Below are 13321 nucleotides of genomic sequence, written 5' to 3'. Positions count from 1 at the left end.
CGTCGTGTGCGAGGCGCTCTCGGCGGGGAATCCGGTGCCCGACTGGGCGCGCGACTCGCTCGGCGAGCTGCCGCACATCATGGCCTCGACGTCATCGGTGGCGGGTCGATTGGATGCCTCAGCTCTCGACCGCGTCGAGGCGGCCGTGCTCTCGGCCCGCGTCGGCGACGCGTTCGATGCCGTCGTGCTCGCGCAGAACCACACGAGGACGCGGATCCAGCTGGCAGAGCCGGCGGTCGACGCATCCGTCGAGGGTGTCGTGGGCGAGCCGGGCGAGGTCGTGCGCGTGCGGCTCGCTGCCGCCGAGATCGCGACGGGCACGCTGACCTTCGAGCCGCTTGAGGCGGCCGGCCGGCTGATCTCGGGCTAGACGCCCGGCGACACTAGGCGCGGAATCCCGACTGCCCGTCCCCCGCCCGGCGACACTAGGTGCGGAATCGCGACTGCCCGTCGCCCGCCCGGCGACATTGGGTGTCGAAATCCCGCACCATTTCCGCACCAAATGTCGCCGCGGGCTTCTCGAGAAGGGCTTTCCCGCACCTAATGTCGCCGCGGGAAAGCGACCGCAAGGGAGCGCAAGGGAGCACCCCGGCCGGGCCGGGCCCCACCGGCCCGCGCCGAGCTCAGTGCCCGACGGTGACCGAGGGCGCCCCCACCGGAGCGTCGACGCCCATCTCGTCGGCGATGCGCTGGGCCTCGGCGATCAGGGTCTGGACGATCTCGGCCTCAGGCACGGTCTTGACGACCTCGCCCTTGACGAAGATCTGGCCCTTGCCGTTGCCGGACGCCACGCCGAGGTCGGCCTCGCGCGCCTCGCCCGGCCCGTTCACGACGCAGCCCATGACCGCGACACGCAGCGGCACGGTGACGTCCTTCAGGCCTTCCGTGACGTTGTTCGCGAGCGAGTACACGTCGACCTGGGCACGGCCGCACGACGGGCACGAGACGATCTCGAGCTTGCGCTCGCGCAGGTTGAGCGAGCGCAGGATCTGCAGGCCGACCTTGACCTCTTCGACCGGCGGGGCCGACAGCGAGACGCGGATCGTGTCGCCGATGCCCTCTGAGAGCAGGATGCCGAAGGCGGTCGCCGACTTGATGGTGCCCTGGAACGCCGGGCCCGCCTCGGTGACGCCGAGGTGCAGCGGCCAGTCGCCGCGCTCGGCGAGCAGGCGGTAGGCCTTGACCATGACGACGGGGTCGTTGTGCTTGACCGAGATCTTGAAGTCGTGGAAGTCGTGCTCCTCGAAGAGCGACGCCTCCCACACGGCGGATTCGACGAGCGCTTCGGGCGTCGGCTTGCCGTACTTCTGCAAGAGGCTCGGCTCGAGCGAGCCGGCGTTGACGCCGATGCGCAGCGACACGCCCGCGGCCTTCGCACGGCGCGCGATCTCGCCGACCTGGTCGTCGAACTTGCGGATGTTGCCGGGGTTCACGCGGACCGCGGCGCAGCCTGCGTCGATCGCGGCGTAGACGTAGTTCGGCTGGAAGTGGATGTCGGCGATCACCGGGATCTGGCTCTTCTTCGCGATGATCGGCAGCGCCTCGGCATCATCGCGACTCGGCACGGCGACACGCACGATGTCGCAGCCCGCCGCCGTGAGCTCGGCGATCTGCTGAAGCGTCGCGTTGATGTTGGTCGTCGGCGTGGTCGTCATGGACTGCACGCTGACGGGGGCGTCACCGCCGACCAGCACCTTGCCCACCTTGATCTGGCGGGACTTGCGACGAGGGGCCAGAACGTCGGGCGCCGAAGGCATGCCCAGATTGATTGCTGCCACGATTGCCAGTCTAGGTAGCGCGTTGCACTTGCCACTGGGGATTCCCCTGGCAACCGGCAGGGGCGTTCCGGCTACCCCGCCGAGATCGGCTTCACGAGGTCGGCGTAGGCGAGCAGCAGCTCCATCGCGATCAGCACCGTCACGACGCCGAAGGTGAGGGGCAGCAGCCGAGCCATGTCGACGTGCCTGGGCGTGCGACCACGGCGGAACACCGCGAAGAACCACCGCTTGCCCTGCTCCCACAGCGCACCGAGGATGTGGCCGCCGTCGAGCGGCAGCAGCGGTACGAGGTTGAACACGAAGAGCGAGATGTTGAGCGCCGCGATGATCGACAGCAGCCACTCGAGCCGATCGACGAGCGGCGTCGCCGTGTTGCTGGCCACATCGCCGGCGAGACGGCCGACGCCGATGAGCCCGACGGGGCCGTTGGCGTCGCGCGCCTGCGTGCCGAACGCGGCGTTCCAGACCTGCACCATGCGGTTCGGAAGGTTCAGGAACACCCCCGTCGTCTGCGACAGCTGCTTCCCGACGAGGCCGGGCACGGCCGAGATCGGCTGCCGCACGTTCCCCTGCGCGAACGAGAACCCGACCACGCCGGCCTGGACGACCTTCTCGTTGCCCTGGGCATCGGCGACGGTCTTGCTCGAGAGCACCGGGGTCACCGAGAGGGTCACGTCGCGGCCGCCGCGGTCGACGACGAGCGCGATCCTGCGGCCGGCCGCGTCGCCGATGAGGTCGGATGCCTTCTGGAAGTCGTTCCCCACCGGGTGCCCGTCGACGCTCACGATGCGGTCACCCGCCTTGAGGCCGGCCTGCGCAGCGGGCGCGACCGGGTCGGCATCCGTGCAGGTGGTCGATGTGCTGGTGGCGGGCTTCAGGCACTGCGCGACTGAGTCGACGACGGGGATGCTCGACGGGATCCCGACGCCGACCGTGATGATGCCGATCACGATCACGGCGATCACGAGGTTCGCGAAGGGGCCGGCGAACATGATGATGATCCGCTTCCAGGGCGCCGCCGCATAGAAGGCGCGATGCTCTTCGCCCTGCGGGACCGTCTCTGCGCTCGACTGCCGCGCGCTGTCGATGAACTGCGCAAGGCGACCGCGGCGCGGTTGCTCGCCGTCGGGCCCCGGCGGGAACATGCCGATCATGGCGATGTAGCCGCCGATCGGCAGCGACTTCACGCCGTATTCGGTCTCGCCCTTCTTGCGGCTCCAGATCGTGTTGCCGAACCCGATCATGTACTGCGTCACCTTGACGCCGAAGATCTTGGCGGCCGTCAGATGCCCCAGCTCGTGCAGGCCGATCGAGACGCCGATGCCGACGAGGATGACGACGATCCCGAAGAGGAACAGGAGGACGGATTCCACCCGCCGAATGTATCCGCACCGCCTTTGAAGCTGCCGCAAGACGGCTATGTGTGACGCGGGCGAGTGGGGCAGGCATCCCTCGCTCACATAGGCTTTCGTCTCGTGACGAATCCCGATCGCCAGACGAAGGCCCAGCGCCAGAACGCCGCACGTGAGAAGGCCCGCATCATGCGGGAAGAGGCCAAGCGCAAGGCGCGCCGCAACAAGTTCCTGCTGCAGGGCGGCATCGGCCTCGCGATCGTCGCCGTCATCGCGATCGCCGTCGTCGTGATCGTGAACGTGGCACGGCCCGCCTCGAACGCCGGGCCGAAGAACATGATCAGCGACGGATTCGTGCTCACGAGCACCACCCAATACGTGGCGACGCCGGCGATTCCCAACGGCGGCAAGCCCACGCCGACCAAGCAGGCCGACGACGGCAAAGCCCACATCACCGTCTACCAAGACCTGCAGTGCCCCTACTGCCAGCAGTTCGAGGAGGCCAACGACGCCCAGATCTCGAAGTGGCTGGATGCCGGCACGGCGACCCTCGAGATCAAGCCGATCTCGTTCCTCGACCGCAGCTCGGGCACGAACCGCTACGCGAGCCGCGCCGCCAACGCGCTCGCGTGCGTCGCGAACTACGACCCGTCTGACTTCTTCGCCGTCAACAAGTCGCTCTACGACAACCAGCCGCAGGAGAACACCGGCGGCGCCACCGACGCGCAGATCCTGTCGTGGCTGAAGAAGGGCGGCGCGAGCAGCTCCCAGATCACCGACTGCGTGCACAGCGAGAAGTTCAAGGGCTGGGTGAAGGCCGCGACCGACCGCACCACTCCGCCGGGAACCAAGATCCCCAACTCGAACTACACCGTGCCGTCGCAGGGCTTCTCGACCCCGACGATCATCGTGAACAAGCAGGTCTACACCGCGCCGACCACCGGCCAGGGCCTCGCCGACACCGCCGCCTTCGCAAGCTTCATCGAGAAGACGGTGCCGGGCTGGTCGGCGACGGGCGGCTCGACGTCGTCCCCGACGCCGTCGTCCGCCGGCTGACGCGGAGCACGCCGCACCGGAATCCGCAAGGAGGCTGGCTCGTCGCGCAGGCGCGGGCTAGCCTCCTCGCATGTCCGCCTCGTCTCACGTCGTGGTGGGCGCGGGCCTCATCGGCCGCCGCGTTGCTCGGCTGCTCGTCGATCGCGGCGACCGCGTCACGCTGATCACGCGGCGCGGCACCGAGCTGCCGGGCGCCCGCGCGGTGGCCGCGGATGCATCGGACGCCACGGCTCTCGCCGCCGTGTGCGACCACGCCAACAGGATCTTCCTGTGCGCCAACCCCGCGATCTACAGCGCCGAGGAGTGGGCCCGGGTGTGGCCGCCGATCTTCCGCGCCGCCATCGCGGCCGCGCGCAGCGCCGGCGCCGGGCTCGTCGTGATGGGCAACCTCCACCCATACGGCCTGCCGCAGGGGCCGATGACCGAGCACTCGCCTGAGCGCACCACGAGCCGGAAGGGCCTGATCCGCAAGGCCGGGTGGGAGGCCGTGAAGGCCGCACACGACGCCGGCGAGGTGCGCGCCGTCGAGGTGCGCGCCTCGGACTACTTCGGGCCGGGGTCGGGCGCGACCGCACTGCTCGGCGAGCGCTTCTTCGTGCCGGTGCTCGAGTCGCGCGTCGCCCGGGTGGTCGGCAACCCGTCGCTGCCGCACAGCTGGTCGTACCTCGACGACATCGCGGCAACGCTCGTCGCCGCGGCCGACTACCCGGGCGAGTGGGGCCGCGTCTGGCACGTCCCGAGCGGCGAGCCGCACTCGCAGCTCGAGATCGCGGCGACCCTGAACGCGTGGTTCGGAACGAGCGGCAGGGTCGCTCCGATTCCGCTGCTCGCGCTGCGCACCATGGCGCTGTTCAGCCCGCAGCTGGCGGGCGTGCTCGACGAGAGCTATCAGTTCAGGAATCCGTTCGTCCTCGATGCGAGCGAGACCGAGCGGATGCTGGGCGTGCGCGCCACGCCCTGGGAGCAGGCGCTGCGCGACACCGCGCAGAGCTACCGCGCGATCAGCTGATCGGCCGTCGCCCGCGCCCACTCCTCCGCAGCGGCGAGCGACTCGCGCGTGAGCGCCCCGGACGGCTCGTGCGCATCGACCACGCGCTGCACGGTGTCGACGATGTCGAGGAATCCGATGCGGCGATCGTGGAACGCGTGGACGGCCTGCTCGTTCGCCGCGTTGAACACGGCCGGGTAGGTGCCGCCGGCCTCGCCCACGCGCTTCGCGAGCGCCACGGCGGGGAACGCCGCGTCGTCGAGCGGCTCGAAGGTCCAGGCATGCGAGGTCGCCCAGTCGATCGGCGTGCCGACCCCGGCGACGCGGTGCGGCCAATCGAGCCCGAGCGAGATGGGCAGCCGCATGTCGGGCGGGCTCGCCTGCGCGAGCGTCGAGCCGTCGACGAACTCGACGAGCGAGTGGATGACCGACTGCGGGTGCACCGTCACCTCGATCGACGCGAACGGCACGTCGAACAGCAGGTGCGCCTCGATCACCTCGAGGCCCTTGTTGACGAGCGTCGCGGAGTTCGTCGTGACCATGAGTCCCATGTCCCAGGTGGGGTGGGCGAGCGCCTCCGCCGGCGTCACGCCCGCGAGAGACTCGCGGCTGCGGCCGCGGAACGGACCGCCGGAGGCGGTCACGATGAGCCGCCGCACCTCGTCGTGGGTGCCCGAGCGCAGCGCCTGCGCGAGGGCGGAGTGCTCGGAGTCCACCGGCACGATCTGGCCCGGCCGCGCGAGCCCCGTGACGAGCTCGCCGCCGACGATCAGGCTCTCCTTGTTGGCGAGCGCGAGCGTGCGGCCGCTCTCGAGGGCGGCGAGCGTCGGGCCCAGGCCGACGGAGCCGGTGATGCCGTTGAGCACGACGTCGGCATCGACCTCGCGCACCAGTGCCTCGGCCTCGGCTGCGCCGAGCGCGGTGTGGGCGACGGAGAACTCGGCCGCCTGCGCCGAGAGCCCCGCGGCATCCGTGCCGGCGGCGAGCCCGACGACCTCGAAGCGGTCGCGGTTCGCGCGGATGACGTCGAGCGCCTGTGTTCCGATGGAGCCGGTGGAGCCGAGGATCAGGACGCGACGCACAGCCGCCAGGTTACCGGGTCGGATGCCGCCCGCCGCCCGCTACTGCCCGGACGACGTCGCGAGGATGTCGACGACGAAGACCAGCGTGTCGGTGCCCTTGATGCCGGCGTCGGAGTTGCCGGTCGAGCCGTAGCCCTCCGCGGGCGGGATCACCGCGACCACCTGAGAGCCGACGTTCTGGCCGACCAGCGCCTTGCTGAAGCCGGTGACGACCTGGTTGGTCGCGAAGGTGATCGGCTGGCCGCTCTCCCAGCTCGAGTCGAATGCCTTGCCGGTGCGCCAGTTCACTCCCGTGTAGTGCACGGTGACCTGGTCGCCGCTCTTGACCGTGGTGCCCGTGCCCTTCTTCAGCACCTCGAGCGCGGTCGTCGTCTTGCCGACGGTCTGCGTCTTCGGGATCGTCACGGTGGGCTCGCCGCTCTTCGCGAGCTTCACCGTCGGGAAGCCGGCCTTCGGGGTCTGGGCTGCGCCGTTCGCCTTCGCGAGGGCCTTCGGCTGCATGCTCTTGATGTCGATGACGAAGACGACCGAGTCGCTCTTCGTGAGGTTCAGCTGCGAGAGGTTGCTCGTGCCGCCGAACGCCGTGGCGGCGGGAGCGGCGTAGGCGACCCGAGAGCCGACCGGCAGGCACTCGATGGCGTCGGTGAAGGCCGGGAACTGCTGTGAGCCGCCGAGCTCGAGCGACGGCGCCGCCTGGGTCGCGTCGTAGCCGAGCGGGCTGGTGAGCTGCTCGCCGCTCGTCGCGTTGTAGGCCGAGAATGCGATCGTCACGGTGCGGCCGGCCTCGGTCTTGTCACCCGTGCCCTTGATGAGCACGGAGCGCTGCTCCTTCGACGCCTTCAGCCCCTTGTCGAAGGTGATCTTCGGCGCGCTCTTCTGGTCGCCCGTGGCCTTGATCGAGTCGGAGGCGGTGCCGGAGCCGAGGGTGCATGCGGCAGCGGCAGCGCCGGCCGACGGCTTCGAGTCGCTCTTCGCCTTCGAATCGCCGTTGCCGGCGCAGGCGGTCAGCAGAAGAGCGGAGGCCGCCGCGAGGACGACGAGGGAGACGGATTTGCGCACGAAAGAACTTCCGGTTCGAGGGGTGGAAGCTCACAGTCTGCACTACGGACTTATCCGGAGTCTCAAGATCGCGTGCACGTATGGTGGGCGCGTGCCGATCAGCCGCGCCACCGTCTGGACCGCTCGCGCCGCCGCCGCGGCGGTGCTGCTCGTGATCGCCGCAGCCCTCACCACACTGTCCGTCCAGACGGTGCACGAGAGCCGCGCCGACACCGCGCCGCGCAGCACGAACGTCGACGACGCCGCCGATCTGCCGCCGTTCCGGGCCGGCGAGCTCATCAGCGACGACGCGTTCTACAACGCCGACGCGATGACGCGGGCCGGCGTCGAGCAGTGGCTGCTGCGCATGCCCTGCTCCCCCGCGGACGACTCCCCATGCCTGGCTTTCTTCCACCAGAAGACGGCGACGCGCGCGGCGAACGACAACTGCGAGCGCTACACCGGCGGCCGCGACGAGACGGCCGCCGCGATCATCACGAAGGTCGCCCACGCATGCGGCATCAGCCCGCGCGTGCTGCTCGTGCTCGTGCAGAAGGAGCAGTCGCTCGTCACCCACCCGAGCGCGTACGGCTACGAGCGCGCGACCGGGTATGCGTGCCCCGACACCGCCGACTGCGACGAGAAGTACTTCGGATTCATCAACCAGCTGTACTCCGCCGCGTGGCAGTTGCGCGAATACAGCAACCCGAAGGACGACTGGCCCATCGCGCCGGGGGCGGCGAAGGTGCAGTACTCCCCCGACGCGTCCTGCGGGGCATCCGTCGTCGACATCGCCAACCAGGCCACCGCGAACCTGTACCTCTACACGCCCTATCAGCCGGACGAGTACACGCGCGCCCACCCCGACGGGCCCGCGCGCGCCTGCTCGGCCTACGGCAACCTCAACTTCTTCCGCCTGTACAACGCCTGGTTCGGCGACTCGCGAGCGGTCCGGTTCCCCGAGTGGTGGGGCCCCTGTCTCGACAATGTCGGCGGTGTCGCATGCCGCCCCGGGAATTGATCTGCGATTACCCTTGGCCGAATGGCACTCGAAGCTGACACCTCCGAGCCGGCGGATGACCGCGAGACCGATCTCGACGACGAGGCGCCCGCTGCTCCGGACATCCGTCACGCCAATCGCGGTCTCTACACGCTCGCCCGCCTGACCATCGCGCCGCTCGCACGAGCGATCTTCCGACCGCGGGTCATCGGCCGCGGCAATGTGCCGAAGCGGGGGCCGGTCATCATCGCGAGCAACCACCTCTCGTTCATCGACTCGGTCGCGATCCCGATGGTCGCCCCGCGCCGGGTGCGCTTCCTCGCCAAATCGTCGTACTTCGACGGCACGGGGTTCCGCGGCGAGCTGCAGCGCCTGTTCTTCAGCTCGGTCGGTGCGATCCCCGTCGTGCGGGGGGCGGGCAGCGCGGCGCAGTCGGCGCTCGACCAGTCGCGTCGCATCATCGAGTCGGGTGACGCCTTCGCGCTCTACCCGGAGGGCACGCGGTCACTCGACGGCCGGCTCTACAAGGGCCGCACGGGGGCCGCCTGGCTCGCGCTGACCACCGGCGCGCCCGTCGTGCCGGTCGGACTCAAGCGCACCAACGACTTCCTGCCCGTGGGCGCCAAGATCCCCCGCCGCGTGCGCATCTCGATCGAATTCGGCAAGCCGCTCGATCTCACTCACTTCGGGCCCGCCGACTCGGGCAAGGCGCGCCGGCTCGCAACCGACGAGATCATGGCGGCGATCCAGGCGCTGTCGGGCCAGGAGTTCGCGGGGGCCTACAACGAGGCGCCGCCGAGCGGCACCGTCGAGCGCGTCAAGCGGATGCTGCACCCGGAGCGGCTGTAGCCGAGCCGGTCGCCTCGGCGCCGCCCGCCGTCGCGCCTGCGGCCGGTGCGGCGACCGTGATGTGCGGCTCGTGGCCGACCGGGAAGTTCACGGACGAGGCGATGAAGCACATGCGCTGCGCCTCGCGGTGCAGCTCCTCGGCGAGCGCGAGCTGCGAGGCATCCGTGATCACCACGCGCGGCCGCAGCGTGACCGAGGTGAAGTGCCCGCCGCCGTCTGGGGTCTGGGCCATGGTGCCGACCGCGTCGTCGGCGTAGTCGACGACCGTCACGCCGGCCGTGGTCGCGGCGTGCAGGTAGCTGAGCATGTGGCACTGCGACAGCGAGGTGAGCAGCAGCTCCTCGGGATTCCAGCGGTCGCGGTCGCCGCGGAACGACGGGTCGGCGCTTCCTGCGATCTCGTGCTTGCCTGCGGCGCTGACCGTGTGGTCGCGGCCGTAGTCGCGGTAGCCGCTGGTCCCGGTGCCGCGATTTCCGCTCCAGCGCACGGCGACGGCGTAGTGGTGCTCGAGTGCCATGCGGCCAGTCTGTCACCCGGGGTGGGGCCCGCGCCGCCGCTAAACTTCCTGCATGACCGACACGACGACGCCAGCGCCGCCCGCCGAGTACACCGTTCCGCAGGAGCGCCGCGTCGTCACCGAGATCCCCGGCCCGAAATCGCGCGCGCTGCACGCGCGCCGCGAGGCCGTCGTCGCCGCCGGTGTGTCGAGCGCTCTGCCGGTCTACATCGCTCGCGCCAACGGGGCCGTTCTCGAAGACGTCGACGGCAACCGCTTCCTCGACCTCGGCGCCGGCATCGGCGTCACGACGGTCGGCCACACGCAGCCCGAGGTCGTCGCGGCCGCGACAGCGGCGCTCGGGTCGCTCACCCACGGCATGGCGACGATCACGCCGTACGAGTCGTATGTGCAGGTCGCCGAGTTGCTCGCGCAGCACACGCCCGGCGACTTCCCGAAGAAGTCGATCCTCGTGAACTCAGGCGCGGAGGCCGTCGAGAACGCGGTCAAGATCGCGCGGAAGGCCACGGGGCGGCGCGCGGTCGCGGCGCTCGAGCACGCCTATCACGGCCGCACCAACCTCACGATGGCGATGACCTTCAAGGCCATGCCGTACTCGGCCGGGTTCGGGCCGTTCGCGCCCGACGTCTACCACGCGCCGGGCTCCTATCCGTTCCGTGACGGGCTGAGCGGGGCGGATGCCGCCGCGCGCACGATCCTCTACCTCGAGAAGCACATCGGCGCGTCCGACCTCGCCTGCCTCGTCGTCGAGCCGATCCAGGGCGAGGGCGGGTTCATGGTGCCCGCCGACGGCTATCTGCCCGCACTGCAGCGCTGGTGCAACGACAACGGAGTCGTGTTCGTCGCCGACGAGATCCAGACCGGCATGGCACGCACCGGCGCCTACTACGCGAGCGAGCACTTCGGCCTCGTGCCCGACGTGGTGCTGACGGCGAAGGGCATCGCGGGCGGCTTGCCCCTCGCCGCTGTCACCGGCCGCGCCGAGATCATGGATGCCGCACACCCCGGCGGCCTCGGCGGCACCTTCGGCGGGAACCCCGTCGCCTGCGCCGCCGCGGTCGCCGTGTTCGAGCAGATCGAGGCGCGGGGGCTGCTGGCCGAGGCCCGGCGCATCGACGCCACGTTCCGGCCGCTGATCGAGCAGCTCAGGGCGAAGCACGACGTGGTGGGCGACGTGCGAGGAATCGGGGCGATGCTCGCGATCGAGCTCGTCGAACCCGGCACCCGCGACACCAGCAGAACGCCGCACGCGACCGCAGTGCCGGCGATCATCGCGCACGCGGCGCAACAGGGCGTGCTGCTGCTGTCTGCCGGCACGTACGGGAACGTGCTGCGCTTCCTGCCGTCGCTCGCCGTCACCGACGCGCACCTCGAAGACACCGCCCGCATCATCGACGACGCGCTGGCGGCGCTGTGAGCGACCGCGTGCAGACCCCGGCCCACGGCCTTTCCGACCTGACCGCAGGCTCGACGCGCGCGGCCGAGACCGCGACACTCGCGGACTCGGCCGAGCTCGCCGTCGTCGTGCGCGGCGACTTCGTCGAGTCCCGCCACGCGGGCAGCGCCGTCGTGCTCGGGCAGGACGCCGCCGTCCTGCGAACGGTCGGCGACCCTTCGGCACCCGTGTTCGCACGGTCGTCGCTCAAGCCGATCCAGGCGCTGGCCGCGCTCTCGGCCGGCGCCGAGCTCGAGGGCCCCGAACTCGCGGTCGCCGCGGCGAGCCACACCGGAACCCCGGCGCACGTCGCAGCGGTGCGCAGCATCCTCGCGAAGGCGCAGCTGCCCGAGAGCGCCCTGCGATGCCCCGCCGTCATGCCGGCCGATGGCGAGGCGCGCGCCGGCGTGCGCTCCTCGGGCGGCGGCCCCGCGCCGATCCATATGGAGTGCTCCGGCAAGCACGCCGCCATGCTGCTCGCCTGTGTCGCGAACGGGTGGGACGTCGAGGGGTACCTCGACCCCGAGCACCCCATGCAGAAGCACATCGTCGACACGATCGAGCGGCTGACCGGTGAGAAGGTGGCGAACGTGGCCGTCGACGGCTGCGGCGCCCCCACCTTCGCGGTGACGCTCACCGGGCTCGCCCGAGGCATCCAGCGCATCGCCACGGCGCAGGCGTCGTCGCCGTTCCCGCTCTACAAGAAGGCGGCGGCGGTCACGCAGGCGATTCGCGACTTCCCCTGGGCGATCCACGGTCAGGGCCGCAGCGACAGCGTGCTCGTCGAGCGCCTCGGCGTGCTCGCGAAGCGGGGCGCCGAGGGCCTTCAGGTCGTCGCCGCGCCCGACGGCACGACCGTCGCGCTCAAGGTGCTCGACGGAGCCCACCGCCCGGCAACCGTCGTCGCGCTCACGCTGCTCGTGAAGGCGGGCGCCCTTCCTGCCGCGCCTGTCGCCGCTGTGCTGCCCGACGTCGTCGGCGCCGTGCTGGGTGGCGGGCAGCCTGTCGGAGAAGTGCGACCGGTCGTGTAGACCTGCCCACCGATTCCGCTGCTTACTGAGTCGCTTGGAACGGAATCCGCAGTATTCACCGGACCAGACTGTCGATCTCAGCCCCGCGCACGCTAACCTGAGGCGTGGCCCACGAGGCCGCCCGCCGACGACAGGAGCGACATGCGCATCGGAGTACCCCGCGAGATCAAGGACAACGAATTCCGCGTGGCGATCACGCCCGCCGGAGTGCACGCTCTGACCGGCAGCGGCCATCGCGTCGTCGTCGAGTCGGGAGCCGGGCTCGGCTCGTCGATCACCGACGAGGAGTACCGCGACGCCGGCGCGGTCATCGAGCCGGACGCCGCCGCGGTCTGGGCCGACGCCGAGCTCGTGCTCAAGGTGAAGGAGCCGATCGCAGCCGAGTACGAGCACTTCCGTGACGGTCTCGTGCTGTTCACGTACCTGCACCTCGCCGCCGACCGGCCCCTGACGGACGCGCTCGCGGCCGCCGGCGTGACCGCGATCGCCTATGAGACGGTGCAGCTGCCGGAGCGGCAGCTTCCGCTCCTCGCGCCGATGAGCGAGGTCGCCGGAAGGCTGGCACCGATCGTCGGCGCCAGCACGCTGATGAAGCCCGCCGGTGGCGTCGGCCTGCTCGTGCCAGGCGTTCCGGGCACCCGCCCGGCCGACGTCGTGATCATCGGCGGAGGCGTCGCGGGTTCGAACGCCATCACGACCGCGGTGGGCCTCGGAGCGCAGGTGACCGTGCTCGACACCAACATCGGGCGGCTGCGCCAGCTCGACGACCTCTACCAGGGCCGGATCAAGACGATCGCGTCGAACCCCTTCGAGATCGAGAAGGCCGTCACCGCGGCCGATCTCGTCGTGGGGTCGGTGCTGATTCCCGGCGCCAAGGCCCCGAAGCTGGTCACGAACGACCTCGTGGCGCGGATGCGGCCCGGCAGTGTGCTCGTCGACATCGCGATCGACCAGGGCGGATGCTTCGAGGACAGTCACCCCACGACGCACAGCGCCCCGACGTTCCGCGTGCACGACTCGATCTTCTACTGCGTGGCCAACATGCCGGGGGCGGTCGCTCAGACCTCGACGTATGCGCTGACGAACGCCACTCTTCCGTACCTGCGGGCGATCGCCGGCCAGGGCTGGCGTCACGCCCTCGCCGCGGACCCCGCGCTCGCCCTCGGCCTGAACGTGCACGGCGGTGCGGTCGTGA

At 70.6% G+C, this 13321-nt stretch carries 12 protein-coding genes and 1 pseudogene; 8 read left to right on the top strand and 5 right to left on the bottom strand.

What is annotated here, in order from left to right; all coding sequences use genetic code 11:
- Positions 1-370 (top strand): annotated as a pseudogene (locus ACM2XV_RS07370) (RNB domain-containing ribonuclease); the annotation flags it as partial.
- Between the two features lie 253 nt (positions 371-623).
- Here the strand turns inward: ACM2XV_RS07370 and ispG are convergent.
- On the bottom strand, positions 624-1757 hold the full coding sequence (ispG, locus tag ACM2XV_RS07365; RefSeq protein ID WP_344773311.1) for a flavodoxin-dependent (E)-4-hydroxy-3-methylbut-2-enyl-diphosphate synthase: 1134 nt from the start codon (positions 1755-1757) through the stop codon (positions 624-626).
- 92 nt (positions 1758-1849) lie between these two features.
- Positions 1850-3151: a M50 family metallopeptidase gene (locus ACM2XV_RS07360; RefSeq protein WP_487026467.1), complete on the bottom strand. Its 1302-nt coding sequence runs from the start codon at positions 3149-3151 to the stop codon at positions 1850-1852.
- Positions 3152-3253: 102 nt separating this feature from the next.
- Between ACM2XV_RS07360 and ACM2XV_RS07355 the strand changes: the two genes are divergently transcribed.
- Entirely contained in the window at positions 3254-4186 is a 933-nt protein-coding gene (locus ACM2XV_RS07355) for a DsbA family protein (protein WP_487026466.1), read from the top strand.
- 70 nt (positions 4187-4256) lie between these two features.
- Positions 4257-5195: an NAD-dependent epimerase/dehydratase family protein gene (locus ACM2XV_RS07350; RefSeq protein WP_487026465.1), complete on the top strand. Its 939-nt coding sequence runs from the start codon at positions 4257-4259 to the stop codon at positions 5193-5195.
- Here ACM2XV_RS07350 and ACM2XV_RS07345 read toward each other — a convergent pair.
- Entirely contained in the window at positions 5177-6256 is a 1080-nt protein-coding gene (locus ACM2XV_RS07345; protein ID WP_487026464.1) for a 1-deoxy-D-xylulose-5-phosphate reductoisomerase, read from the bottom strand. The genes ACM2XV_RS07350 and ACM2XV_RS07345 overlap by 19 nt on opposite strands.
- A 39-nt stretch (positions 6257-6295) precedes the next feature.
- On the bottom strand, positions 6296-7315 hold the full coding sequence (locus ACM2XV_RS07340) for an FKBP-type peptidyl-prolyl cis-trans isomerase (protein ID WP_487026463.1): 1020 nt from the start codon (positions 7313-7315) through the stop codon (positions 6296-6298).
- Positions 7316-7406: 91 nt separating this feature from the next.
- Here ACM2XV_RS07340 and ACM2XV_RS07335 point away from each other — a divergent pair, with 91 nt between their 5' ends.
- Positions 7407-8315, top strand: a complete 909-nt coding sequence (locus ACM2XV_RS07335; protein ID WP_487026462.1) for a hypothetical protein — start codon at positions 7407-7409, stop codon at positions 8313-8315.
- Between the two features lie 21 nt (positions 8316-8336).
- Positions 8337-9143: a lysophospholipid acyltransferase family protein gene (locus ACM2XV_RS07330; protein ID WP_487026461.1), complete on the top strand. Its 807-nt coding sequence runs from the start codon at positions 8337-8339 to the stop codon at positions 9141-9143.
- On the opposite strand, the gene ACM2XV_RS07325 is transcribed toward ACM2XV_RS07330, so the two are convergent.
- Entirely contained in the window at positions 9112-9660 is a 549-nt protein-coding gene (locus ACM2XV_RS07325; RefSeq protein ID WP_487026460.1) for an OsmC family protein, read from the bottom strand. The genes ACM2XV_RS07330 and ACM2XV_RS07325 overlap by 32 nt on opposite strands.
- Positions 9661-9712: 52 nt before the next feature.
- Here ACM2XV_RS07325 and gabT point away from each other — a divergent pair, with 52 nt between their 5' ends.
- The 3 genes from gabT to ald all read left to right on the top strand — a co-directional run.
- Positions 9713-11077, top strand: coding sequence for a 4-aminobutyrate--2-oxoglutarate transaminase (gabT, locus tag ACM2XV_RS07320; protein WP_487026459.1), 1365 nt, complete (start codon positions 9713-9715; stop codon positions 11075-11077).
- Positions 11074-12126 (top strand): asparaginase, encoded by a 1053-nt coding sequence (locus ACM2XV_RS07315; RefSeq protein ID WP_487026458.1) that lies wholly within the window; start codon positions 11074-11076, stop codon positions 12124-12126. The genes gabT and ACM2XV_RS07315 overlap by 4 nt, the downstream gene beginning before the upstream one ends.
- Before the next feature lie 141 nt (positions 12127-12267).
- Positions 12268-13321 (top strand): alanine dehydrogenase (gene ald / locus ACM2XV_RS07310; protein WP_487026457.1); only part of this gene is annotated, 1054 nt, incomplete at its 3' end.

The organism is Gryllotalpicola sp. CP2-P1, assembly GCF_057512245.1.
This window is presented reverse-complemented; position numbering and strand designations above follow the sequence as displayed.